Source organism: Sphingomonas sp. CCH15-F11 (assembly GCF_001557005.1).
Taxonomy (GTDB): Bacteria; Pseudomonadota; Alphaproteobacteria; order Sphingomonadales; family Sphingomonadaceae; genus Sphingomonas.
The window spans coordinates 14,476-37,665 of record NZ_LSKG01000176.1; the positions used below are offsets into that span (position 1 = coordinate 14,476).

The following is a 23,190-nucleotide window of genomic DNA, read 5'->3' on the forward strand; positions in this document are numbered from 1 at the left end:
GCGCTTCATGTCCAAAGGCCCGCGATCTGGGCTGAGCGCGGCGTTCCCGGCCAGACCCGCAGGCTGATCAGCGCGGCATAGGGAAGGTCAAACGCCCAGACCTGCCGCTGTCCGAAGCCGAACAGGCTGGCCAGCGCAGCCCGGATTGCTCCGCCATGCGTTACGACCAGCGTGTCTTGCGGCGGGATTGCGGCCAAGGCCGCTTCCACGCGCGAAACCAGAGCAGACCAGCGCTCACCACCGGGTGGCGGATTGGCGTCCGGGTCGTCCCAGAACGCGCTGATCGCGGCACTGTCGACCTTAGCGGGTGCCAGACCGTCCCAGTCGCCGAAGTCCAGTTCGCGCCACCGTGAGTCGAGGATCGGGTGCAGCCCTCTTGGATCGGCGATAGCTCTTGCTGCCTCTGCCGAGCGCTGGAGATCGGAACATACAATCGACTGGAACGACAGTTCCTCGACCTGTGCCACGCATGATGCGACGCCCTCGGGCGTCGTAGGCGCATCGGTCCTTCCGAGAAGCAGACCGGGGTGGATGGGCTCGCCATGCCGCATGAGGTGCAGGAAAAACTCGCTCATACGCCAGCAGCCACGCCAGCTTCGGCAAAAGTGGCCATCTGGTTGTGTGCGGCGAGAGCTGAACGCACGATCTGGGCCGCGACCGCAGCGCCGCTCCCTTCGCCCAGGCGCATGCCCAGAGTGAGGAGCGGTGCGAGACCGAACCGCTCGAGCAACCGTTTGTGACCAGGTTCGGCCGAACAATGCCCTGCCAGGCAATGGTCGACAATTGCAGGTTCGGCGGCAAAGATCGGCGCGATGGCAGCGCAGCAGATGAAGCCATCCAGGAGCACCGGCACCCGAAGTTGCCTTGCACGGACAATTGCACCTGCCATTGCGGCTATTTCCCTCCCGCCCAGACGCCGCAGGGTTTCGAAAGGCGTTGACGGTGCAACCTGATGGAAGACGAGTGCCGCTTCGATTACACCGATCTTGCGCGCCACGCCCGCCGGATCGAGCCCCGTTCCCGGGCCGACCCATTCGCCTGCACCGCCTCCCAGCGCCTTTGCACAGAGGGCTGCAGCGGCCGTGGTGTTGCCGATGCCCATCTCGCCAGGGACAAGGAGATCAAGGCCGGCTTCGACCATGGCGGCCCCGGAAGACAGCGCGGCAAGGCATTCGCTTTCGGTCATGGCCGGGGCTGAGGTGAAATCGGCGGTTGGCCGGTCAAGCTCCAGCGCCAGCACCTGAAGATCGAGCCCGGCAGCGGCACACAGCGCGTTGATGGCAGCGCCACCTGCTTCAAAATTGGCCACCATCTGGTGGGTGACTTCGGGAGGAAAGGCGCTCACGCCCCGTGCCGTGACGCCATGATTGCCCGCAAACACGACTGCACGCCCCCGTTCCAGCCGGGGTCTTTCGTGGCCTTGCCAACCGGCCATGAAGATCGCGATCTCTTCCAGCCGTCCCAGGGATCCTGGCGGCTTGGTCAGTTGCGACTGCCGGTTGCGCGCGCTGGCCATTGCTGTTTCATCTGGCGCAGGCATATCGGCAATGGCAGCATCAAAGGCATCGACGGAAGAAAACGTGCTCATTGCGCGACAAAGCCCGGCGGCGGTGTGCGGGTGATGAAGTGGCCTTTGACGCCCTGCGGCCAGTCCTTGAACGGAACCCGGCCATGTTCGCTTTGCGCATAATGGACGGCATAATCGAGGATGGCAGCGGCGGCATCTTCATCGGGAGTGAAGCGGCCCAGAACATACCCGACTTTGCCTGGCGCACGAAGATGGACCGTGCAGAATTCGCTGCAGGCGAACAAGCAGGGCATTTCCTGCACCGCGATACCGGAATAGCGTTCATCGCGTGCCTGCACGGCGCGCAGGGCCTCGACCATACGCGCGCCACCACGCACACCGGCGTCATCCTCCTTTGCGGTGCTGCTGTGTCGGCAGGTGTTGCATGCTACTACGGCAGGGCCGTCCTCGACGGGGATCAACATAATTTCTTGCTCCATAGATTGGGGGTCATCGGTCGAACACTCGGTTGGTCACAGGTTCCCGGGCTTGCCAGCCCCGCCGCTCCAATTCGGGTGTCTGGGACGGGTCCTGGGGGTATCCGAAGCACAGCAGTGCAATCAGCGACCAGTCGGCGGGTACGTCCAGCAAGGCGCGGATGACACCGGGCTCGAGGATCGATACCCATCCGACGCCAATGCCGCGGAGCCTTGCCGCCAGCCAGAGTGTGTGGATCGCCAGCACGCATGAATAGCGCAACATCTCCGGCATACTGACAATGCCAAGTCCATGGCCTGCTTTGGGCTGCTCATCACAGAACACCACGATCAGTTCCGGGGCTTCGCGAAGGCCATGCAGCTTGAGCGAACGATACAGTTCCTGCCGGGCTTGGCAGGCATATTGCTGCGCTGCTTGTGCGTTCTGTGCATCGACATGGTCGGCCAGCGCCTGACGAAGGGTGGATGAACGCACGCGCACGAACCGCCAGGGCTGCGCATTCCCGACCGAAGGCGCGAGGGAGGCACACTCCAGCAGCGCACACATCTCCTCTTCCGCGACAGCACGGGCTTCGAAGTGCCGCACATCGCGTCGCCAGCGCAGCAGCTGCGCAAATCGAGCCGCGAACTCGGCATCGAACTGGGGCGGCAGATCGCTCAGAACTCGATCCCTGCCTGCGCCTTCACGCCCGAGCGGAAAGGGTGCTTGATCATGGTCATCTCGGTGACGAGATCGGCCGCCTCGATCAGTGCATCGGGCGCATTGCGTCCGGTGACGATGACATGTTTCATCTCGGGTTTCGCGGCAAACGCCTTAAGAACCTCATCCAAGGGCAGGTAGTCATACCGAAGGACGATGTTGAGTTCGTCGGCTACCACCATCTGGTAAGCCGGATCGGCGATCATGCGGCAGACTTCATCCCAGGCAGTACGTGCCGAAGCGATATCGCGTGTCCGGTCTTGCGTATCCCAGGTGAAACCTTCACCCATCGGCTTGAACTCGACATTTTCCGGGAAAGCGTCGAACACCGTCTTTTCGCCTGTCGCCATCGCGCCCTTGACGAACTGGACGACCCCGACCTTCATGCCATGTCCTATTGCGCGCACGACCATACCGAGTGCAGCGCTTGTCTTGCCCTTGCCCGTGCCAGTGTGAACGATCAGCAGCCCCTGCTCGCGGGTCTTGGTGGCCATCATGGTGCTACGCGCAGCCTGGATCTTGCGCATTTTCTCGGCATGGCGCGCATCTGCGCTTGCAGCTTCTTCTTCGCGGTCAGCAGGCATCGGCTCGTTCCTTTCGCATCAGGTAGACATCCATGATCCAGCCGTGGCGAGCGCGCAGTTCCGCGCGGCGCGCGGCAATCTGCGGCGCAGAATCGGCAAGTGGCCCATGCACCAGTGCTTCTTGCGACATGCCCAGATAGGCACCCCACCAGATCGTGATGCCAGCAGGATCGAGGACTTCGAAGGCGCAGCCGGAATCGAGCATGACGACGATCGTGTGCACTCCCAGCGGCCAGCCTTCCCGGCGCAACCTGCGGCCGGTGGTGATCGTGACAGGTTCGGCCAAGGCGTTCAGCGGGATGGCGTGAGCAGCCGTAAGAGCCTGAATGCTGGTGATACCGGGTTCGACGCGAACAGTTAGGTCGACCCCAGCCGTCCGGAGCCGATCGGCAATACGCAGTGTGCTGTCGTAAAGCGACGGATCGCCCCACACGAGCAGCGCGACCCGCCCACCATCAGGAAGGTGAACTGCTATCTGCTCTGCCCAAATCGCTGCAATCGCATCGTGCCAATCGTCGACGGCCTGCGTGTAGTCGCCATCCTGTCGGCGAACGGGCATGTCGAACTCGGCCATGCGGACCGGTGAGGCCAATGCGGCGCCACAGATGGAGTGGCGCAGGTCCAGGAGATCTGATTTGGCATCGCCTTTGCGGGGCAGCAGAATGAGATCGACCGCGTTGATTGTGCGTATTGCAGCACGCGTCAGGTGGTCGGGATTCCCGGTGCCTATGCCGATCAGATGGAGGTGGATCATGCCTCCTCCATCATGGGGCCGTAGATCACCAGTGCGGTTGCATCCGATCCGCCGTCGGCAAGTGACCGAGCAAGTCCGGCAATAGTGCTTCTGGTAAGTCTTTGGTCCGGTCGGCTAATGTTTTCTGCCAACAAGGCTGCAGTATCGTCCGCAAGTCCTGCCGCGACAAGCTGCGCAGCAAGCGCCGGAAATGTGCGCTTTGGCATGAAGACGACCGTTGTGGCACAAGGGTCGGCAAGCGCTGATAGATTGAGGTCTTCGGGTAAAGTGCCAGTCTTGCCATGTCCGGTTACGAACTGGACGCGTCTAGCGTGCTCGCGTCGTGTCAGTGGTATCGCGGCAGCTGCCGCTGCGGCGGTCGCCGAGCTGACGCCAGGAATGATCTCGAACGAGATTCCCGCATGGCGAAGCGCCTCAATTTCTTCTTCGAGTCGGCCGAACAAGCCAGCATCTCCCGATTTGAGCCGGATGACATGCTTCCCGGCCAGGGCATGGTCCACCAGAAGACGGCTGACTTCGGCCTGACTTGGAGATGGCCGACCGGCGCGCTTGCCTACCGCTACCAGTTCAGCGTCATCGCGCGCGCGGGCCAGGATCGGTCCCGCAGCCAGATCATCAAACAGGACCACCTGCGCTGTCTCAAGACGAGAAACGGCTTTAAGGGTCAGCAGCTCGGGATCGCCAGGGCCCGCACCCACAAATGATACGAACCCTTTCACGATGCGTTCGCGATCATGTGGAAGAAGGTTCCGGTCACGCGGCCGCGATACGAGCCTGTTTCGGCAACCGCGACGCCATCTGCATCGGTTACACATGCCAGCGCTGCGTCTGTCTGCTCGAGGATCGTCGAGTAGTGGAACTCGTGGCCGCGCAGTCTTTTGCCTTTGGCCAGTCCGGCTATCGGTGCCAGCAGTTCGGCCTGGCGATAGCCGAGATGCATCTTGCGCTGTGCATAGCTGGTAACAAGCCCCAGCAGGCCGGCCATACGATGCCGTTCTCCCGACTTGTCCACCAAGGCCTCGCCCAGAACCATGTAGCCGCCGCATTCGCCGTGGACCGGGCGGGTCTTGGCGTGATGGCGCAGGCCGGTCAGGAAGTTCGTCGCTGCAGCGATGGTCCCTGCGTGCAATTCCGGATAGCCGCCCGGCAGCCAGACAAGATCGGCATCGCGGGCAGGGGCCTCGTTTGCCAATGGCGAGAAGGGCATGATCTCCGCGCCAGCCCGCCGCCAACCTTCGAGCACATGGGGATAGACGAAGGAAAAGGCGGGATCGCGGGCGATGGCAATCCGCTGGGCAGGGGGAAGCGGCAGTTGGCCGGGGGCCGGAGGCGGGGCGCTGTTGCTGCTGGCGGCATGGCGGATGGCATTCAGATCGACATTTGCACGCAGAAATGCGGCATAGTCCGATATCGCCCGCTCGAGATCGGGATGCTCGACAGCCTGGACCAGACCGAGATGGCGTTCTGGCAGGGTGAGATCGCCGCGCCGGGGCAGGGCACCCAGCACAGGCATGCCTATCGCTTCCATCCCCCGGCGCACCAGCCGTTCATGGCGGGGACTGGCCACCCGGTTCAGGATCACGCCTGCAAACGGCAGCGTGTCATCCAGATGCTTGAAACCGAGCGCCGTTGCAGCGGCGGATTGGGCTTGTCCGGACACGTCCAGCACCAGCACAACCGGCCAGCCCATTGTCCGTGCAATGTCCGCACTGGCGCCATTGCCAACGGCACCCCGGCTCGCGACACCATCGAAAAGGCCCATCGAAGCCTCGGCAAGCACCATGTCCGCGCCAACAGCCTCTCCCGCGATTGCAGCGATCAGCTCGCCATTCATGGCCCAAGTATCGAGGTTGAACGACGCACGGCCGCAGGCGGCGCGGTGAAAGGCGGGATCGATATAGTCGGGACCGCTCTTGAAGGGCTGGACCACCGCGCCGTCTTCAACCAGCGCTCGCAGCAGGCCCAGCATGACCGTAGTCTTGCCCGTTCCCGATGCCGGAGCGGCGATCATCAGGCCTGAAACGCTCATTCCCCGGCTCCTGCAAAGCGCGAGCTCGCATCCTGTGGGCGGAAGCGCCGGTCGTAGCCGTGGGCGTAGAGGCTGCTTTGTGCGAAGTCCTCCGCCCCCAGCACCCGTCCGACAAGGATCAGCGCGGTTCGTTCCATGCTGCCGGCGATGGCTGTTTCGACGGTGTCGAGGGTGGCCCGGACGATCCGCTGGTCGGGCCAGCTGGCGCGCCAGACGACCGCAACGGGGCAATCCGCGCCATAGGCGGGAGCAAGATCGGCCACGACCCGCGCGAGGTTGTGGATCGATAGATGGATAGCCAGAGTCGCGCCCGTCACAGCGAAATTGGCGAGGCTCTCGCTCTGCGGCATCGCGCTGGCCCGCCCTGGCGTGCGCGTGAGTACCAGCGACTGGCCGAGCTCGGGCAAGGTCAGTTCGGCTTCCAGAGCCGCCGCTGCCGCCGAGAAGGCGGGAACACCCGGCGTGACCGTAAACGGAATGTCCAGTGCGCGCAGGCGGCGCAATTGTTCGCCCATTGCCGACCAGACGGACAGGTCGCCCGAATGGAGGCGGGCAACATCGCACCCTGCGGCGTCAGCCTCCGCTATCTCGGCGATGATCTCGTCCAGCGTCATGGGCGCGGTGTTGACGATGCGGGCACCGGGCGGACAGTGATCGAGTACAGCCACGGGAACCAGCGAACCGGCATAGAGGCAGACCGGGCTGGCGGCGATCAGGTCGCGCCCTCGCAGGGTCAAAAGATCGGGTGCGCCGGGGCCGGCGCCGATGAAGTGGACGGTCATGGCTGTGATCCTTCGGCAATGGCGCAGCTGGCCATGCGATCGGGCGAGATGTGGCGCGTGCGCAAAAGGCGGGCGCCCGGACCAGCGGCGACCAGCGCGCAGGCTTCTGCGACACTGCCGGTCGCGCGTGCCTTCAGGCTGGCGGCAGAGCTGGTGGGCGTAGGCGTGGTGGACAGGGACGCCGATGGGATGCCGGTCATCGGCAGTCCCAGTGCCTCTGCAAGCGGTACCAACGCAGACGTCTTGTCGATGGCGGTCGCCAAATGGGTTATAGGGGGCAGCCCGTCCTGCGCCAGTTCCAGCGCCGCCCGCAGCGAAGCGAGGCCTGCGCCGCGCCGAAAGCCGAAGCCAGCCACGATCATAGCGTGACGCTCCACTGTACCACGGGATAGCGCCCCTTCCAGCCATGCCGCTGGCCAAGGGGCACGGCATCGGCCAGTTCGATCCGCAGCAGACTGCCGCCCTTTGCGCCATGCCAACGGGTAAGAGCGGCTTCAGATTCAAGGCTCACGGCGTTCGCCACCAGCCGCGTTCCATCAGGCAGCCGGGCCCAGAGGGCATCGAGCAGCGGGTCGGACAAGCCGCCACCGATGAACACAGCATGCGGATGGGGGCCTTCCGGCAGGCCTTCGGGCATCCGGGCATTGATCACATCCAACCGGTCTACACCCAGAGCCTTGGCGTTTGCGCGGGCGCGGCCGGCCCGTAGCGGATCGGCTTCGAACGCGGTCGCCCGGTTGGCGGGATGAGCCAGCAGCCATTCGATCGCGATTGACCCAGAACCCGTGCCGATATCCCAGAGCCATTCACCGGCACGCGGGGCGAGGGCCGAGAGGGTCAGGGCGCGCACCGGGGCCTTGGTGATCTGTCCGTCGTGATCGAACCACGCATCCGGTCTGCCGGATGTGACGGGCAGGACATTGCCTGAACCGGCGAACGCGATGCCCACGGCAACGGGATGGGCAATGTCTGCGAACGGCAGGGCTTGCGCGGTCGTCACGCGGAGGCGTTCATGGGGGCCGCCCAGCGCTTCCATCACATGAAGCGTCGATGGGCCGAAGCCCTTGCTGGTCAGATATTGCGCCGCCGTGGCAACGGCATCGCCATCGCGCAGCAGGACAATGGCGCGCTGGGCGGGTGCGATATGGGGGCACAAGCGGTCCAGCGGCGCTGCGTGCAGGCCGAGGCAGGCCGTTTCCTCGATCGGCCAGCCCAGCCGGGCGGCAGCAAGGCTGAAGGTCGATGGCGCGGGGTGCGCAACCCATTCCGCCGGACCGAGATGGCGCGCAAGGCTTGCGCCTGCGCCGAACCAGAACGGATCGCCCGATGACAGCATGACCACCCGCCGCCCGCGATGCGCCAGCAGTTCGGCTATGCCGTCGGCAAAGGGAACTGGCCATTTGAAGACCGCGCAGGTAAGCGCGGGAAGCAGCGCTAGATGGCGCGCCGATCCCATGACCAGTTCGGCCCTGGCCAGCGCGGCCCGGCCCGCTGAGCACAGGCCGTCCACGCCGTCTTCACCGATGCCGATGATCGTCAACCATGCGCGAGGGTCCATGTCAGCCATGCCGAATGTTCTCCTGCTTGGCGGAACAACCGAAGCGAGCGCACTGGCGCGCCTGCTTGCGGCAGCGCAGGTTGCGACGACACTCAGCTACGCGGGCAGGACCGACAACCCGCGGCCACAGCCGGTGCCGATCCGCGTCGGCGGCTTTGGTGGGGTGGCGGGGCTTGTGGCCTATCTCCAAGACCATCGCATCACGCATCTGGTCGATGCGACGCATCCCTTTGCCGCGACTATGAGCGCACATGCCATAAAGGCCGCGCGGATTGCCGGGATTGCCCATATCGCCTTGACCAGACCCGCATGGGAGGCCGGGTCGGGCGATCGCTGGACATGCGTGAGAGACACTGCCGCTGCGGTGGCCAAACTTGCGGGCACGCCGCGCCGCATCCTGCTCGCGCTGGGCCGAATGCATGTGGAAGCCTTTGCCGCACAGCCGCAGCATCACTACCTGCTGCGCTTTGTTGACCCTCCGGCTGCGCCCCCAGGCCTGCCCTCCCACGACCTTGTCATCGATCGCGGGCCGTTTACGGCTGAAGGTGATCGGCTGCTGATGCAGTCTCACATGATCGACCTTGTTGTGTGCAAGAACGCCGGTGGCACGGGCGCCGAGGCAAAGCTTGTCGCTGCGCGCCAGCTCAAGCTTCCGGTCGTGATGATCGACCGCCCGGTGATCGGTGACCGGATCGAGGTCTGTCGCGCAGAAGATGTGCTGGAATGGCTTGGTCATGAGGCCACTTCCGCAACGGACCGGGGCGTATAGAGGATAGGGCCTGCCGCACGTTCGATGATCCGCGTCCGGCTTGATCCCACGATCACCGTGGTGCGCATGTCGGCCATTTCATCGTGCGCCTTGCCCAGCGGCACGATGCGCAGATCTTCCTGCGGCGTTGTGACGGCGCGGGCAAACAGCATCGGGCGATCATCGCCGCACAGCTCCTTCAATAAGGCCAGCGCACGGGCGAAGCCTTCGGGACGTGCCTTCGAGCGGGGGTTGTAAAGCGCCAAGGCAAAGTCCGCCTCCACGGCCAGCCGCAGCCGCTTTTCGATCATGGCCCAGGGTTTCAGGTTGTCGGAAAGATTGATCGCGCAAAAATCGTGACCCAGCGGTGCCCCGGCCCGTGCACTGGCGGCCAGCATGGCGGTGATGCCCGGCAGCACCCTGATATCCAGCGTCCGCCAGCGGGAAGGACCTGCCTCAAGCGCTTCGAATACCGCCGAGGCCATCGCGAACACCCCCGGATCACCTGACGATACGACAACGACCCTGCGGCCCTGCGCCGCAAGATCGAGCGCCAGAGCGGCGCGGTCGAGCTCCACCCGGTTGTCCGAGGGGTGAAGCGTCAGGCCTTCGCGTGCAGCTATCCGGGCGACATAGGGAATGTACCCGATCACGTCCGTAGCCCCGGCCAGCGCGGCGGTGACTTCGGGTGTGACGAGTGCCTCGTCTCCTGGTCCCAGACCGGCGATTGCTAGCCAACCCTTGTCCTTTTCCCCGGTCATGGTCGCCTCCCCTGACCATGGATCAGCAGGATCGAGAAATAGGGGGTCACCGCCTCAGCCTCGGCCAGCATGGTGACGCGCTGTCCGGGCATCGCTGCGTGTTCGACCAGCCATGCCGCATCCATGCGCCCGGCGGCTGCCACGGCGCGGCGAAGCTTGGGCAGGTTCCGACCGATCTTCATCACCACCAGCGCGTCAGTCTCGCGGATCCGGCGGGCAAGCTCGGCTTCCGGCAGCGTGGCCATGACCACGGTCATCACATCATCGCCCCAGGTGATCGGCAGGTCCGTCGCGGTCCAGGCGCCAGACATGCCCGTGATGCCAGGGACGACTTCCACCGGTATGCGGCCTGAAAGGCGGGCATGGAGGTGCATGAAGGAGCCGTAGAAGAACGGGTCGCCCTCACACAGCACGACGACGTCCTCACCCTGCTGCGAAATCGCTGCAAGCCGCTCCGAACAGTGCGTGTAGAACGCCGACAGGCAGGCATTGTAGCGAGGATCGGATACCGGGATTTCGGTGGTTACCGGATATTCCATCGGAAACTCGATCACGTCAGCGCGGAGCATCCCTTCCACGATGCGCCTTGCCTGGCCGGGCCGCCCAGCCTTGCGGAAATAGGCGACGTGGTGCGCCGTGCGTACAAGCCGGTCGGCGCGCACGCTCAGCAGGTCTGCCGCACCCGGACCAAGCCCGACACCGTGAATGGTGCCGATGTTCGTGCCGGCGTTCATTCGGCCGTACTCGCCAGCGCGTTGATGGCCGCCACGGTGATGGCACTGCCGCCAAGGCGGCCCTCGACGACGCAGCAGGGTGCAGGAGGAGCGGCCCAGAGGGCAGCCTTGGATTCAGCTGCTCCCACGAAGCCCACCGGACAGCCGATGATCGCCGCAGGGCGTGGGCAGGCGGGGTCTTCCAGCATGTTCAGCAGATGAAACAGCGCGGTTGGTGCATTGCCGATCGCCACGACCGCACCCGCCAGAATGGGCCGCCACAGTTCCAGCGCGGCAGCGGATCGGGTGTTGCCGATCTTGCGTGCAAGGTCAGGCACCGCAGGATCTTGCAGCGTGCAGATGATTGCGTTGCTCCCGGGAAGCCGGGCGCGGGTGATCCCTTCAGACACCATCCGCGCATCGCACAGTATCGGCGCGCCGCCGGCCAGCGCAGCGCGTGCCGCATCGGCAAATCCCGACGAGAACCGGATATGCGCTGCAAGTCCGACCATCCCGGCCGCATGGATCATCCGCACTGCCACCTGCTCTTCGCCTGGCGCGAAAGGGGAGAGATCGGCTTCGGCGCGGATCGTGGCAAACGACTGGCGATAGATCGCTGCCCCGTCGGTTTCATAGACATGGGGCATCAGACGGCTCCAAAATGCGCGAGGATTTCGCTGGCGCTCAAGCCGGAGCGGGACGGAGGCGATCCGGCTTTGCCAGCAAGGACCAGATCGAACCTGCCGTTGCGTCCGGTCAGCGTGACATCGGCCACCTGCGAGCAGGCGCAGCCTTTGGCACAACCCGAAACGTGCAGCCGTCCCGAGACATAGGGCGCAAGTCGGCGCGCAAGCGCACGGGTTTCAACCGTCGCCTGTGCGCACAATGGTGCGCCCGGGCAGGCTTCCACATGGGGCAGCGGATCAGGTTTAGCGCCGGTGGACGGGTGGGTCCGGGCAGCCGCCGCCCCCTCGATCAACAGCCGCCGCCACGGTGTTGTTCGCAGTCCAGAAGCAGAACCGGATTCGAGCAGGATGGCGAGCTCCGAAGCCTCTATCAGCCCGAACGCCAGCGCGATCGATGGATGATGTCCGGTGCCAAGCACATGGCCCGGTTCAGCCATTGCAGGCGCGATCGCACCTTTTGCCCATGCGGGAAGTTCCGCATCCCAACGGGCCATGCGCCCGGCTGCGGCGGCGCCGCTCGCGGCGAACCAGTGAGCGAGAGCGATCAGGGCGTCCGCTTCCGTGCCTGGAGACAGGCTTGATCCGGTGAGGCAACCATCGGCGCGAAGGATGAGGCTGCCGTCCGTGCCGCGTTCGACACGGAAATCGCCGGATGCGCCGGTCAGCACAGCGGCAGGGCCGGCATCGATGACGAACCCGACCTTGCCGGGAAGATCGGGCCATTCGCCTATCCGGGCCAGCAGGGCGTTGGCGATGCGGTGGGTGTCGTCGTTCTCCTGCCAGTCGGGCGCGACAAGGACGTTGCGCCGCGCTTCGAGTGCAGGCTCGGGCTGCACTAATTCCAGCGCAATCAGCCTTTGGATCAGCAAGGGCCAGCGATCTTGGGCAACGCCGCGAATCTGCAGATTGGCGCGCCGCGTCAGGTCGATCAGCCCGCTGCCGCAGGTGGCGGCCGCATCGCAAAGGGCCAGCGCCTGCTCCCGTGTCAGCCGCCCGAGCCGGGGTTTGACCCGCACCAGTAGGCCGTCGCCGGATATCATCGGGTGCCATGCGTCCGGGCACCAGCCCTTGACGGCAAATCCGGTCATGGTGCCTCCCGCAGGCTGGCCAGGATGGAATTTCGCCGGGTGCGCCAGAGGCCCGCGGCATGCAGCGCGGCAAAGCGCGCTTCCATCGCCGCCAGTGCATCGGGATTTTCGCGTTCGAGGAAGGCGCGAACTTCGGACTGGCCGAGCGTTGCCTCGTGATAAAGGTCGATCAGCTGCGGCGGCACGCTGCCGGAAAGATGTGCGAAAGCGCCAAGATGGTCCAGCGTCGCGGCCAGTTCCGCGCCCCCACGAAAGCCGTGGCGCATCATTCCTGCGATCCAGCCTGGATTGGCGGCTCGGGCACGGACCACGCGGGCAATTTCTTCGGTCAGCGTGCGGGCCGCCGGGTTGTTCGGGTCCCGATTGTCGAGATGATAGAGTGCGGCCTTGCCTCCGACAATCGCCTGGGCTGCGGCAAAGCCTGCCTCGTGCCCGGCATAGTCCGCGGCCAGCAAGAGGTCGGTTTCAGGCAGGTCCTGCAGGTGGACGAAGGCGTCCGCGCTGGCCACTCGCAGACGGATGCCATCGGGGTCAGCCTCGCTTCCCGTGCTGGAATCGGAAACGCTATCCAGCGCGTGGTCGGAGGCTGCCAGCCATGCTTCGCCCGCCGCACGCCGGGCATCATCGGTATAGGTTTCGGCCGCGTCTCCGATCCCGAGTCCATACCGGCCCGGACGCGGACCATAGACGCGCGGCGCTGGGGCCAAGGCAACGAAAGGGTTCCAGTCGGCGGGTTCGTCCCTGGTGCACAGCGCCCGGACGGCCTGACCGAACAAGGCGGGCAGGGTGGGAAAGGCATCACGAAACAGGCCCGAAACGCGCAGCGTTACATCGAGGCGAGGGCGGTCGAGCATGGCGAGTGGGAGAATCTCAACCCCCGTCACGCGCTCTGAAGCCATGTCCCACATCGGCTTTGCCCCCAGAAGGTGCAGCGCCATCGCAAACTCTTCACCAGCCGTGCGCATGGTGGCCGAACCCCACAGATCCACCACAAGGCCACGCGGGTAGTCGCCGTGATCCTGCAGATGGCGGCGGAGCAGCTCCTCGGCGAGCACGACGCCCTGTGCATGCGCTGCGCGCGAAGGTACTGCGCGCGGATCGATCGTGTAGAGGTTGCGTCCCGTCGGCAGCACATCGGTTCGTCCGCGATGGGGCGAGCCAGATGGTCCGGGAGCGATCCATCGGCCGTCCAGCCCAGCCAGAAGCCCGTTCCGCTCTGCCGCGCCCTGTTCACCGCGGCCGAAAACGTGGAGACCGTCACCGAACTGGCTGGCTTTCACATCGCAGACGAAGCGATCGATCCGGGTGATCGCTTCGACCAGAGTGGTGGCGGTATCAAGGCCGAGCTCTGCCTCCAGCCCCAGCGCGGCAGCTTCCTCGCGGATGGATTTCTGCAGACGGTCCCGGCGGGCAGGGTCCAGCCCGTCGGCATTGGAGAATTCGTCCAGCAAAGCCTCGATCCGGCCCAGCCCGGCGCCGCTTCCGGTCGGGACGAGCGGCGGCGGCACATGGCCGATGGTGACAGCACCGATGCGGCGCTTGGCCTGCGCTGCCTCGCCCGGATCGTTGACGATGAAGGGATAGATGACCGGCATCGCTTGTGTCAGCGCTTCGGGCCAGCAAGCGTCAGACAGCGCTACAGCCTTCCCCGGCAGCCATTCCAGCGTACCATGCGCGCCAACATGGACCAGCGCATCCGTACCCTGCTGGCCCAGCCACAGGTAGAAGGCGACATAGGCGTGCCGCGGGCAGCGCGAGAGGTCGTGATAGTCTGCATCGCGACTGATAGGCTCGCCCCGCTCGGGCTGAAGCGCCACCAGCACCTGGCCGAGCGTGAGCGCCGGGAAGCGAAATGCCCCATCGACAGCCAGCGGATCGTCTTCCGGCTCTCCCCATGCCGAGGCAAGGTCCTGCCGCAGCGTCTCGGGCAGGGCGGACATGGCAGTGCGATAGGCATTCAAAGGCCAGACCAGATGCTCGGTCGCCAGCTGCCTGGCAAGATCGGTGGGGCGGCTGACCTTGTACCCGGCCTCTGCCAGATCGGCGACAATCGCATCGACTGAGGCCAGCGCGTCAAGACCCACGGCGTGCGCCATCTGGTAGGCCTTGCCGGGGTAGGTCGACAGGATCAGGGCGACGCGGCGTTCGCATGCCGGCTTGCGGGCCAGCCCGATCCAGCGCGCCACGCGGTCGGCGACCGCTGCGATCCGGTTGTCATCGCCGCGGTGCGAATAGGGAGCGAAGCCGAGTGCCGGATCGCGTTCGCCCGCTTCCTTGAAGCTCGACACGCCTGCAAAGATGCGCCCGTCAATCTCGGGGAGTACGACATGCATGGCAAGGTCAGCCGGCGAGAGGCCACGCGATGTGCGCGCCCATCCTGCGCGCGGTGCGGTGGCAAGCGCGATCTGGAAGACCGGAACGCCCCCCCCGTCGAGCGGCGTTCCGCCATCCTCGCCCCGCGCTGAAAAAGCCGTGGCATTGACGATGGCTGCAGGCGCCAGCGAACGCACCCAGCGATCCACCTGTGCCCTGACCTCAGGGGGCTTGAGCGAGGGGACGAAGATCGAGAGCGCGTCAAAGCCGCGTTGTTCAAGCGCGGAATGAAGCGCGGCGATCGGGTGCAGGTCGTGTGCGGCGAGGTACGCACGGTAGAAGACGATCAGGATCAGCGGCCGATCCGCATTGGGCCTGAAGCTGGCAGGATCGATGATCCCGCAGGAGGGGTGCCATCCGCCAGTTGCCGGCAAAGCCGTGCATTGCGTCACAGTGCTGACGCCAAGCCCTGCGGCGTGCGCGAGAGCGGCCAGGGCCGCGCGCGCCGCTGCCGCGCCGCCCTCGTCACACAACTGGCAAAGCTTGGCCAGCGTGGCGGCAGGAAGCGTGGAGACACTGTCGAGGTGCCAATCCGGCCGACCATCGGCAGGCAGGACAGCAAGCGCAATCCCGCGCGATCGGGCGAGGGTCTCGACCTGTTGAAGGCCGTAGCTCCAATAGGGCGTGCCGCCGATCAGCCGGATCAGCACGGCCTTTGCCCCGGCCAATGTCTTTTCGATATAGGTGTCGACCGACAAAGGGTGGATCAGCGCGGCAAGATTGGCGAGCCGCAACGAAGGAAATGCCGGATCCGCCGCTTGCGCCTGGCGCCAGCCTTCCGCGAACGCACCAAGATCGCTGTCCGAGAAGGACAGGACGACAAGATCCGCAGGCTCCTGCCCCAGATCCTGTGGGATGGCCGTTTCCTCCATCCCATGCGTTTCGCGAAAGATGACGTGCACGGCCTAGCTTAGCCTGCCAGCACCGCGCGAATGGCAGGCTCGTCGATATCGTCATGCTCGGCGATGGCGACCAGGGTGGTCTGGCGCCGCTCATCGGGGCGCCATGGGCGGTCGTACTGGTGACGAACCCTCGACCCGACGGCCTGCACCAAGAGGCGCAAGGGCTTGCCAGTCACGGCAGCGTAGCCTTTTACCCGCAGGATGCGATGGTCGCGGGCGAGCGTTTCGATACGCGCCACCAAATCGGCGGGATCGGCAATCTCGCCGAGCGCGATGACGGTGCTGTCGAAATCGTCGTGCTCGTGATCATCCTCATTGTCGTGATGCGAGGGCCGGGCAGCGATATCGTCTTCGGCGGCAGCTCCAAGTCCAAGGATCACGCGAGGGTCGACAATCCCTTCGGCTATCTCGATCACAGGCACGGGGCGGGGTGCTTCGGCCGCAATGGCTGCCCTTGCGGCAGCGACTCCGTCAGGTCCGGCCAGATCAACCTTGGTCAGCAAAACGAGATCGGCGCAGGCAAGCTGGTCCTCGAAGACTTCGGACAGCGGGGTTTCGTGGTCGATCCCCGGGTCTGCGGCGCGCTGGGCCTCCAGCGCTGCAAGATCGGGGGCAAACCGTCCGGCAGCAACCGCTTCGGCATCGGCCAGCGCAAGGACGCCATCCACCGTGATGCGACTGCGGATTGCCGGCCAGTCGAAGGCCTTGAGCAAGGGCTTGGGCAGGGCCAGCCCTGATGTCTCGATCAGGATATGGTCAGGGCGCGGATCAAGCGCGAGCAGGCGCTCTACGGTGGGAATGAAATCGTCCGCCACGGTGCAGCAGATGCAGCCGTTGGCCAGTTCGACGATGTTTTCCGCCGGGCAATCGGGAATGGCGCAGGATTGTAGGATGTCCCCATCCACCCCCAGAGTACCGAATTCATTGACGACCACAGCCAATCGGCGTCCGCCAGCGTTGCGGATCAGGTGGCTGATCAGCGTGGTCTTACCGGCACCCAGAAAGCCGGTGATGATCGTGACGGGTACCTTTGACAGGTCCGACATGGCAGTTCCTCCGCGCGCCAGAGCGACACCGGGCAGGGCTTGCCGGACAGGTCCGGTCGGCGCGCGACAACGGGCTGGCGCGACAGACGCCCGAAACCACGCGGCCGTGCAGCCCCAGCCGCACAGCTTCGTCGCTCAGACGGAAGAGTACCGTGCCTTGGCCATCCCCTGGACCCGGGCAAGAGCGACCAGAGCGCCGGCAGGTCTCCTGGCTCGCGGGTCACAGCTTGATGCACGCCTTCCCAGATGCGCGTTCATGCGCGGTCCAGTGGCTTTTCCTGCACGCGCAGGAAAAATGTGCATCGCGCTATCCGCTTACAGTTGCAGGGACAGCCGCGGATTTGGGAGCTACGCTCCCGCACCGCATTCCCGATTAAGCCCCGTTGGGGGCACCGGCGCGATCATCGATGGCACGGGCAAACCCGCATCATCATTGAATATCTCTAGACCCAAACTTCGATCATGCCAATCAAAGTTCGCGCTGAAATTGCAGGCGCAACCTCACTGTTCCGTTTCATCGGTTTCAACGGGAGCGCGGTCGAACCAGACGCGCCAGGGACCCACGTGCTCGTGACCGGCAGCGGCAAGACGGCGCAGGACGATGCGGGCTTTCGTTCGGCCCCGCCGTGTGTCGGGCCAATCAAAGAATTCAGGGTTTGCGCCTTCAGCCACAGCGGTGCGGATATGTGCGTCCACGGCACGATCCTGATCAAGGCCAAAGCGTTCAAGCATAGGTGAAAAGGCGGTGTCCGTATCGGGCACGAAATCGTGCCGTTCACCCAGTGCGTTCCGCCAAGGTGAGCGAGGGTGAATGTTCAGGATCGACTGATAGCCATCCGGAATGGGGACGTTGGCGCCATGTGGCCGACCCTTCCCGATAAGCTTGGCAAGCAGATGGGTGTGCGGGCCTTCCGGCGATTTCCCATCCGGAGGCGGAATCGGTTGGAAGACTTCGATCCGTCCGGCAGGCGAGAGCATGACCCGGTGGGGCTGCGCACGCAGAACCTCGGCCATGACTGTTGGCGAAGACAGCAGGTCCTGACCTTCAAGAGCCTCGAGAGCCCCGATCAGCGCTTCGTCGTCAGTGCGGGCGCACATCCTTATGGTGCCGTTACAAACGCCCATGTCGAACAGGCGGCTCGACTGGTCTTCCCTGCGAATGGCGTCGGTATCGGCGCCCAAAGATACGACAGCCCGATCGACCGAACCAGTCAGAGGCGCGCAGAGCGCCATTGCATGACCCCAGCTTTCGCCATCAGAGGACAGGCTATCCCAGGCAAGGCATTCAAAGCTATCCGAATGCCTGATCCGCAAGGCACCGCGAGCGGTCACGATTTCGATATTGTCGCGGTCGTTTTGAACCGTGGCCGGCTCATCCTCGTCGCGAATGAATTCGCCGATCGCACCGAATGTGCCGATGCTCCAGCCATGGCCAGGGTCGCACGCGAGACGTGCCAGTTCGTCAAAGGAAATCTGGTTCATGATGATACCCCGGACTTGAGAAAGCGGACGGAAATGCCGTCCCCGTCACGAGATAACCGGACCGGAACGTCATAGAGCGAGGTGAGTAGGCTTTCGGTGACGACTTCGTGCGTCGGACCGTGTGCAAGCAATCGCCCATCGCGGATTGCGAGGATCGAGTCCGCGAAGGCCAAGGCCAGATCAAGATCGTGGATCGCCATGACAACCGTGCACCCGGCCGTGGTCCGGGCCTTGAGACGCTGGACGGCATCGATGGCATGGCGTGGATCCAGACCCGCGGTTGGTTCATCAACGATCAGAAGCGCTGGATCGCCGACAATCGCGCGGGCCAGCATTGCCCGCGCCAGTTCGCCACCCGACAATTGCGTGGCTGGCCGATCCCGCAAACCCAGCAGATCGCAGGCGAGCAGTGCATCGTCGATGGCGGGAAGCAGAGCGGACGGTATGGTGCCGAATGCTGGCAGCGCCGGAGTCAGCCCGAGCGCAACCACGCGCTCTACGGTGATCGGCCAATCAACCCCCGCACGTTGCGGCAGATAGGCACGCAACTTGGCAAGTTCCCGGCGGCCAAGGCGGTGGAGGTCCTTGCCATCGAGTTCGACCGAACCTTGCACCGGGCGTTTGAGGCCCGATGTGATGTCCAGCAAGGTGCTCTTGCCGGCGCCATTGGGGCCGATCACAGCAGTCAGATGGCCCGATGGAACACGCGCCGATATCCCGTCAAGGACCAGACGCTGCCCCCGGCGCGCCGAAACACCATGAAAGTGCAGCGCGCTCATGCGGTGCGTCTCCGGACATGAAGGACCAGCCACAGGAAGAACGGTGCCCCGATCAGGCTGATGAACACCCCGAGATTTAGCGGCATGCCCCGGAATACCAATGTGCGCGACGCGATGTCGGCGAGGGTTACCAGAACGGCTCCAACCAGCATGGCCGGGATGAGCACCTTGCCTGGACGATGGGCGACCAGAGGCCGGACAAGGTGAGGCGCAATCAGGCCTACGAAACCGATCGTTCCGGATACGGCGGTTGCGCCTCCGACGCCAAGGGCCGTACCGATCAGCGCCAGCATGCGCGTTCGTGAAACCGCAATCCCCAGGCTTTCAGCCTGCGCTTCACCCAATGCAAGAGCATCCAGAGCTCGGCCCGTCAGCAGAAGCATCGTACCCCCGGCAAGGATAAAGGGTGTGGCAAGGCGGACATGATCCCAGCTTCGATCGGCAAGCGAACCCATCAGCCAGGTCATGATCTCGTAAGCGGCATAAGGATTGGGGGAGAGGTTGAGCGCCAGACTGACGCCTGCACTGGCTATGCTGCTGACTGCTGCCCCGGCCAGGATGAGCGATAGGGTACCGCCTCCCCGCGCAAGGATGAAGGCAATGCCTGTGGTGACGAATGCACCTGTCAGACCAAACAGCGGAGCGGCAAGGGTAAAACTGGCGGCAAAGCCGAAATAGATGGCGATGACCGCACCGAGCGAGGCACCTGCCGAAACGCCCAGCAGGCCGGGGTCAGCCAGCGGGTTTCGCAACAGCCCCTGCATGACGGCACCCGAGAGGCCAAGGATGCCACCGATGGCCATCGAAAGGACAACCCGTGGCAGGCGGATCTGGGTGACGATCTGGCCAGCCAGATCCGCATGATCGAAAGCCAGCGCCTGAAACGCTTCGCGTGGTGTCAACCAGACGGAGCCAGCCAGCACCGAAGCGAAAGCGCTGGCGAGCAGACAACTGACCAGCATGGGAACAAGCCACCGGGTCATAGCGATTTCCCACCGGCAAAGGGAAGGGGAGAGCGGGCATGGAGAGCCGCTGAACGAAGTTCGTTGCGCAACTGCATCGCGGCTTCCGTCACCATCGGCGTTCCGCAAACGTAGTACGCCTGTCGGATCGTCAGCGTACGGTCACCGTCCCAGTAGCGACGGATTAGAGGGTGTCGCTCGACGTTTTCGCGAAGCCCCGGGCGGCGACCTACCCCGGCGCCTTTCACCAGCAGGGACGGAGCAGAAAGGAGCAGGATTTCGATATCCGGTTTGCCGTAGCTGCTCTTCTGCAGTGTGTTGGCAACATTGGTCGCACCGGCTGTCTTGAGCACAGTGTCATAGAGAGACCCCGTGCTTGCATTGAAGCCAGCACCATCCCACGCAGCCACTCGTAGCGGCGGGCCCGGATCGCGCGCAAGGTCGGCCAGTTGGCGGTCCATTTTTGCGATCAATTCCTCGCCGCGAGCGGGCTCTCCTACTGCCTTGGCGACCTGTCGGGTTATCTTGCGGATATCTTCGTAGGTTTCCGCATGATCGACCTCGATCATTGGAAACCCTAATCGCTTAAGCAGTCCGCGTGTTGCCGGCGTCGTAAATGCCCCGGCAATAACCAGGTCCGGCTTCTGGCGCAGGACCTCCTCCGACATTCCATGGTTGATGTCGACACGCGCAGCCTCGCGGAACATGAGGGAGCCGTCGGGATCGCGCGACAGCCAAGTGACCGACGCGATCCGCTCAGGTGGCAGCAATGCCAGGACAAGCTGATCCGTGCACTGGTTCATCGACATGACATGGACTGGCTTTGCTGCCGCCTGGCTGCGACTACCAGACGGCTCCGTGCAACCGGCCAGAGCCGGAAGCACGGAGATCATCCAAAGGAGGCAGAGCGCCTTGCGGAACATCAGAAGCGGACGCGAACGCCACCATAGCCTGCGCGGCCCGGAGTGGCGAAACTGAACACCTCTTCGTATTGCTCGTTGATGAGGTTTTCTACGCGCGCAAACAACGAAATGTTGGGGCGCAACTTGTATTCGGCATTCAGGTTAACCAGTACATATTCCCTCAGGGACACGCGCACCGGAATGAAGCTTGGATTTGTAAACGCGACATCGGTCTGACGCCCGTTGTAGCGCACTGTCAACGTACCCGAAAAGCGCTCATCCTTGCTGAACACTGTCGCGTTGAAACTGCCGATATGCTTGGGGCGACGCACCTCGACTGTGCCGTTTTCTCGCGCATGAAGCCATGTGTAGGCGGCGTCCAGCCTGATCTGGGGAATTGGACGGGCGGCAAGGGCCACCTCAATGCCATGCTGTTTCGACAAAGTTGCACGGTTTGATGGCGTCGCTATGAAGGTCGGAGCGGGGAAGGTCGTGAAAATTTCGTCCTTCAGGCGGCTATCGAAATAGGTCGCGCTTATGGTGGCCTTGCCATCGCTGAAGCTTTGCTCGATGCCGGCTTCCCACCCTTCCGACTTCTCGGGCCTCAGGTTAGGGTTGCCAATATAGCGGCCATCGGAAAATCCATAGAGCTCGAAATAGCCCGGATTCTTGACCCCCGTTCCATAGGCACCGCGAACACGGGTACCAGTCGGGAGCGAATAACTGCCTTGAACCCGCCAAGTTGTGGGGTCATCAAAGCGATCATTTTCGTCATGGCGGATCGATGCACCAAAAGAGAATGCGTCGTTGATCAGCAGTTCATACTGCCCGACAATCCCGACATTGTCGGTCGATCTTTTTCCCTGAAACGCGAAGGATGACGGTGTGGTGTTCTGGAATTCTTCGCGCTCGACGTCGATTGCGGCGGTCAGGCGATGCCGGATGGCGTCGGTGCCCAGCCGCAGGCTCGATTCGAACGAGCCTTTGTAGCGGTTACCCTTGTTGCCGTAATCGAAGCCCGCAGCGTCGAAGCCCTTGCGCTCGCTCAACGCGACTTGCCCTGTCACTGCGTTCGTCCAGCGGCCGTCGAGCCCGATCAGTTCAGCTCTCACAAGACCATAGAAGGCCTTGTTTCTGAAGAACACGCCGGGGCTGTCGACGGTGAATCCGAATAGCGGGCTCGCCGGATTGTTCTCGCTGTTGTTGGTATCGGCTTCCGTGAAGCTGTAGCGGGCAACGCCGGTCAGTTTGAAGGTTTCGGACGGCGACCAGATGAGCTTGGCCGAAAGGCCTGCGATGTCGGAGCCGACATCCCTGCTGCCATTTCGTGCCGTGGGATAGCCGCCGGTGTGATAGTAAGCGCCAGACACAGCATAATCGAGATCGCCAGACACTCCGCCAGCACGCGCGCTTCCGGTGAAGGTGTTGAAGCTGCCGCCCTCTGCGCGCAAGCTGACCCCCGGAGCCTCCTTCCCGGTCAATGTCAGATACTGGATAACGCCGCCGATCGCGTCCGAACCGTAAAGCGAGGACTGCTGCCCTCGCAGGACTTCAACGCGGGCTTCGGGATCGGCAATGAGAGTGGCGAAATCGAACTCGCCAAAATACGGGTCCGAAGCTTCTATACCGTCAATCAGAACGAGGACGTGGTTGCCCTCGGAGCCGCGAAGCCGGAGCTGGGTGAGGCCGCCAGCAGCGCCGGTGCGGCTCACGGCAACGCCCGGCACATCGCGCAGAATGTCCGAAACAATCCGGGTCTGGCGCTGCTCCAACGCTTCGCTGTCCAGTACCGTCACCGACGCACCGAGCTTGTTTACGGCCACGGCCTCACCGGACCGTGACGCCGTCACGACAATGGTTTCTCCGCTGTCATTGGTTGTAGGCTGTCCCGGGTTCGACTGCGCGAAGGCCGGGCAGCTGGCTAGCGCCAGCGCAAACGTGGATACGAGAACAGGTTTCTTCATCGGGATACCCCCTTGGTGCCGAGCAACTGCGCGACGAAAAGGGGCAACCGGATCCATCAACTCCCAAGGCGAGTCGGGAGAGCGCACGAACGGTCGGCCAGGCCAACGCGAGTGGGCACAATTCACCCGCGCAGGACTAACCCTGCGGCCCCAGCCGCAATGGTTCGTCGCTCAGACGGAGGTTACCGTGCCATGGCCATCCCCTGGACCGCAGCAAGAGCGACCAAACGCCGGCAGGTCTCCTGGCTCGCGGGTCATAGCTTGATGCACGGCCTTCCCAGGCCGCGCTTGGACAAGCGTAAGGCCCAGTGGCTGCTTCCGCCCGAAGGTGGAAGCGATGTGCATCGCGCTCGCCGCTTACAGTTGCAGGGAC

The 23,190-nt window shown here is 64.1% G+C and carries 23 protein-coding genes and 2 riboswitches; of the genes, 1 reads left to right on the plus strand and 22 read right to left on the minus strand.

Going from position 1 to position 23,190, the window contains the following annotated elements:
* Positions 1-5: 5 nt before the first annotated feature.
* From AX709_RS17310 to AX709_RS17360, 11 genes are read right to left on the minus strand one after another with little or no spacing between them, the layout of a single operon-like run.
* Complete coding sequence (locus AX709_RS17310) at positions 6-575, minus strand: histidine phosphatase family protein (RefSeq protein WP_039330661.1); 570 nt, start codon at positions 573-575, stop codon at positions 6-8.
* Positions 572-1,588 carry a nicotinate-nucleotide--dimethylbenzimidazole phosphoribosyltransferase gene (gene cobT / locus AX709_RS17315; protein ID WP_039330659.1) on the minus strand — a complete coding sequence of 339 codons (1,017 nt, stop codon included), beginning with the start codon at positions 1,586-1,588 and terminating at the stop codon, positions 572-574. The genes AX709_RS17310 and cobT overlap by 4 nt, the downstream gene beginning before the upstream one ends.
* Positions 1,585-1,992, minus strand: coding sequence for a DUF1636 domain-containing protein (locus tag AX709_RS17320; protein WP_039330657.1), 408 nt, complete (start codon positions 1,990-1,992; stop codon positions 1,585-1,587). Before AX709_RS17320 ends, cobT begins: the two co-directional genes overlap by 4 nt.
* Before the next feature lie 25 nt (positions 1,993-2,017).
* Positions 2,018-2,665 carry a 5,6-dimethylbenzimidazole synthase gene (gene bluB, locus AX709_RS17325; protein ID WP_081095568.1) on the minus strand — a complete coding sequence of 216 codons (648 nt, stop codon included), beginning with the start codon at positions 2,663-2,665 and terminating at the stop codon, positions 2,018-2,020.
* Complete coding sequence (cobO, locus tag AX709_RS17330; protein ID WP_039330652.1) at positions 2,662-3,288, minus strand: cob(I)yrinic acid a,c-diamide adenosyltransferase; 627 nt, start codon at positions 3,286-3,288, stop codon at positions 2,662-2,664. The genes bluB and cobO overlap by 4 nt, the downstream gene beginning before the upstream one ends.
* Positions 3,278-4,042: a precorrin-6A synthase (deacetylating) gene (cobF, locus tag AX709_RS17335; RefSeq protein ID WP_039330650.1), complete on the minus strand. Its 765-nt coding sequence runs from the start codon at positions 4,040-4,042 to the stop codon at positions 3,278-3,280. The genes cobO and cobF overlap by 11 nt, the downstream gene beginning before the upstream one ends.
* Positions 4,039-4,761, minus strand: coding sequence for a uroporphyrinogen-III C-methyltransferase (cobA, locus tag AX709_RS18435; protein ID WP_039330647.1), 723 nt, complete (start codon positions 4,759-4,761; stop codon positions 4,039-4,041). The genes cobF and cobA overlap by 4 nt, the downstream gene beginning before the upstream one ends.
* A complete protein-coding gene (locus tag AX709_RS17345; RefSeq protein ID WP_039330645.1) occupies positions 4,758-6,071 on the minus strand; it encodes a cobyrinate a,c-diamide synthase in 1,314 nt (437 codons plus the stop codon). The genes cobA and AX709_RS17345 overlap by 4 nt, the downstream gene beginning before the upstream one ends.
* Positions 6,068-6,853: a precorrin-4 C(11)-methyltransferase gene (gene cobM, locus AX709_RS17350; protein WP_039330643.1), complete on the minus strand. Its 786-nt coding sequence runs from the start codon at positions 6,851-6,853 to the stop codon at positions 6,068-6,070. The genes AX709_RS17345 and cobM overlap by 4 nt, the downstream gene beginning before the upstream one ends.
* On the minus strand, positions 6,850-7,215 hold the full coding sequence (locus tag AX709_RS17355; protein ID WP_039330641.1) for a cobalamin biosynthesis protein: 366 nt from the start codon (positions 7,213-7,215) through the stop codon (positions 6,850-6,852). The genes cobM and AX709_RS17355 overlap by 4 nt, the downstream gene beginning before the upstream one ends.
* On the minus strand, positions 7,212-8,420 hold the full coding sequence (locus AX709_RS17360; protein WP_039330640.1) for a bifunctional cobalt-precorrin-7 (C(5))-methyltransferase/cobalt-precorrin-6B (C(15))-methyltransferase: 1,209 nt from the start codon (positions 8,418-8,420) through the stop codon (positions 7,212-7,214). Before AX709_RS17360 ends, AX709_RS17355 begins: the two co-directional genes overlap by 4 nt.
* On the opposite strand from AX709_RS17360, the gene AX709_RS17365 reads away from it, so the two are divergent.
* Positions 8,419-9,180, plus strand: a complete 762-nt coding sequence (locus AX709_RS17365) for a cobalt-precorrin-6A reductase (RefSeq protein WP_039330637.1) — start codon at positions 8,419-8,421, stop codon at positions 9,178-9,180. The genes AX709_RS17360 and AX709_RS17365 overlap by 2 nt on opposite strands.
* Here AX709_RS17365 and cobJ read toward each other — a convergent pair.
* The 11 genes from cobJ to AX709_RS17420 all read right to left on the minus strand — a co-directional run bounded on the left by cobJ (position 9,144) and on the right by AX709_RS17420 (position 22,817).
* Positions 9,144-9,920 (minus strand): precorrin-3B C(17)-methyltransferase, encoded by a 777-nt coding sequence (gene cobJ, locus AX709_RS17370; RefSeq protein WP_039330635.1) that lies wholly within the window; start codon positions 9,918-9,920, stop codon positions 9,144-9,146. The genes AX709_RS17365 and cobJ overlap by 37 nt on opposite strands.
* A complete protein-coding gene (cobI, locus tag AX709_RS17375; protein WP_039330633.1) occupies positions 9,917-10,654 on the minus strand; it encodes a precorrin-2 C(20)-methyltransferase in 738 nt (245 codons plus the stop codon). Before cobI ends, cobJ begins: the two co-directional genes overlap by 4 nt.
* The gene (locus tag AX709_RS17380) at positions 10,651-11,280 is read right to left on the minus strand and encodes a precorrin-8X methylmutase (RefSeq protein WP_039330631.1); all 630 of its coding nucleotides are present in this window, start codon (positions 11,278-11,280) and stop codon (positions 10,651-10,653) included. Before AX709_RS17380 ends, cobI begins: the two co-directional genes overlap by 4 nt.
* A complete protein-coding gene (locus tag AX709_RS17385; RefSeq protein ID WP_039330629.1) occupies positions 11,280-12,407 on the minus strand; it encodes a cobalamin biosynthesis protein CobG in 1,128 nt (375 codons plus the stop codon). Before AX709_RS17385 ends, AX709_RS17380 begins: the two co-directional genes overlap by 1 nt.
* Positions 12,404-15,682 (minus strand): cobaltochelatase subunit CobN, encoded by a 3,279-nt coding sequence (gene cobN, locus AX709_RS17390; RefSeq protein ID WP_039330627.1) that lies wholly within the window; start codon positions 15,680-15,682, stop codon positions 12,404-12,406. The genes AX709_RS17385 and cobN overlap by 4 nt, the downstream gene beginning before the upstream one ends.
* Positions 15,683-15,690: 8 nt before the next feature.
* Positions 15,691-16,728 (minus strand): cobalamin biosynthesis protein CobW, encoded by a 1,038-nt coding sequence (gene cobW, locus AX709_RS17395; RefSeq protein WP_039330625.1) that lies wholly within the window; start codon positions 16,726-16,728, stop codon positions 15,691-15,693.
* A gap of 181 nt (positions 16,729-16,909) precedes the next feature.
* Positions 16,910-17,140, minus strand: a riboswitch (cobalamin riboswitch).
* A gap of 89 nt (positions 17,141-17,229) precedes the next feature.
* The gene (locus tag AX709_RS17400; RefSeq protein WP_052241778.1) at positions 17,230-18,210 is read right to left on the minus strand and encodes a DUF6925 family protein; all 981 of its coding nucleotides are present in this window, start codon (positions 18,208-18,210) and stop codon (positions 17,230-17,232) included.
* Positions 18,207-18,989, minus strand: a complete 783-nt coding sequence (locus AX709_RS17405; protein WP_052241777.1) for an ABC transporter ATP-binding protein — start codon at positions 18,987-18,989, stop codon at positions 18,207-18,209. The genes AX709_RS17400 and AX709_RS17405 overlap by 4 nt, the downstream gene beginning before the upstream one ends.
* Positions 18,986-19,972 carry a FecCD family ABC transporter permease gene (locus AX709_RS17410; RefSeq protein WP_039330624.1) on the minus strand — a complete coding sequence of 329 codons (987 nt, stop codon included), beginning with the start codon at positions 19,970-19,972 and terminating at the stop codon, positions 18,986-18,988. The genes AX709_RS17405 and AX709_RS17410 overlap by 4 nt, the downstream gene beginning before the upstream one ends.
* Complete coding sequence (locus AX709_RS17415) at positions 19,969-20,760, minus strand: ABC transporter substrate-binding protein (protein ID WP_160328032.1); 792 nt, start codon at positions 20,758-20,760, stop codon at positions 19,969-19,971. Before AX709_RS17415 ends, AX709_RS17410 begins: the two co-directional genes overlap by 4 nt.
* A gap of 113 nt (positions 20,761-20,873) precedes the next feature.
* Positions 20,874-22,817, minus strand: coding sequence for a TonB-dependent receptor plug domain-containing protein (locus AX709_RS17420; protein WP_039330622.1), 1,944 nt, complete (start codon positions 22,815-22,817; stop codon positions 20,874-20,876).
* Between the two features lie 215 nt (positions 22,818-23,032).
* A riboswitch (cobalamin riboswitch) is annotated at positions 23,033-23,190 on the minus strand. This riboswitch is flagged as partial in the annotation.

Coding starts and splice junctions, on each gene's coding strand:
- AX709_RS17310 (WP_039330661.1), bottom strand. CDS start 575: ATGAGCGAGTTTTTCCTGCACCTCATGCGGCATGGCGAGCCCATCCAC.
- cobT (WP_039330659.1), bottom strand. CDS start 1,588: ATGAGCACGTTTTCTTCCGTCGATGCCTTTGATGCTGCCATTGCCGAT.
- AX709_RS17320 (WP_039330657.1), bottom strand. CDS start 1,992: ATGTTGATCCCCGTCGAGGACGGCCCTGCCGTAGTAGCATGCAACACC.
- cobO (WP_039330652.1), bottom strand. CDS start 3,288: ATGCCTGCTGACCGCGAAGAAGAAGCTGCAAGCGCAGATGCGCGCCAT.
- cobF (WP_039330650.1), bottom strand. CDS start 4,042: ATGATCCACCTCCATCTGATCGGCATAGGCACCGGGAATCCCGACCAC.
- AX709_RS17345 (WP_039330645.1), bottom strand. CDS start 6,071: ATGAGCGTTTCAGGCCTGATGATCGCCGCTCCGGCATCGGGAACGGGC.
- cobM (WP_039330643.1), bottom strand. CDS start 6,853: ATGACCGTCCACTTCATCGGCGCCGGCCCCGGCGCACCCGATCTTTTG.
- AX709_RS17355 (WP_039330641.1), bottom strand. CDS start 7,215: ATGATCGTGGCTGGCTTCGGCTTTCGGCGCGGCGCAGGCCTCGCTTCG.
- AX709_RS17365 (WP_039330637.1), top strand. CDS start 8,419: ATGCCGAATGTTCTCCTGCTTGGCGGAACAACCGAAGCGAGCGCACTG.
- AX709_RS17360 (WP_039330640.1), bottom strand. CDS start 8,420: ATGGCTGACATGGACCCTCGCGCATGGTTGACGATCATCGGCATCGGT.
- cobJ (WP_039330635.1), bottom strand. CDS start 9,920: ATGACCGGGGAAAAGGACAAGGGTTGGCTAGCAATCGCCGGTCTGGGA.
- cobI (WP_039330633.1), bottom strand. CDS start 10,654: ATGAACGCCGGCACGAACATCGGCACCATTCACGGTGTCGGGCTTGGT.
- AX709_RS17380 (WP_039330631.1), bottom strand. CDS start 11,280: ATGCCCCATGTCTATGAAACCGACGGGGCAGCGATCTATCGCCAGTCG.
- AX709_RS17385 (WP_039330629.1), bottom strand. CDS start 12,407: ATGACCGGATTTGCCGTCAAGGGCTGGTGCCCGGACGCATGGCACCCG.
- cobW (WP_039330625.1), bottom strand. CDS start 16,728: ATGTCGGACCTGTCAAAGGTACCCGTCACGATCATCACCGGCTTTCTG.
- AX709_RS17400 (WP_052241778.1), bottom strand. CDS start 18,210: ATGAACCAGATTTCCTTTGACGAACTGGCACGTCTCGCGTGCGACCCT.
- AX709_RS17405 (WP_052241777.1), bottom strand. CDS start 18,989: ATGAGCGCGCTGCACTTTCATGGTGTTTCGGCGCGCCGGGGGCAGCGT.
- AX709_RS17410 (WP_039330624.1), bottom strand. CDS start 19,972: ATGACCCGGTGGCTTGTTCCCATGCTGGTCAGTTGTCTGCTCGCCAGC.
- AX709_RS17415 (WP_160328032.1), bottom strand. CDS start 20,760: ATGTCGATGAACCAGTGCACGGATCAGCTTGTCCTGGCATTGCTGCCA.
- AX709_RS17420 (WP_039330622.1), bottom strand. CDS start 22,817: ATGAAGAAACCTGTTCTCGTATCCACGTTTGCGCTGGCGCTAGCCAGC.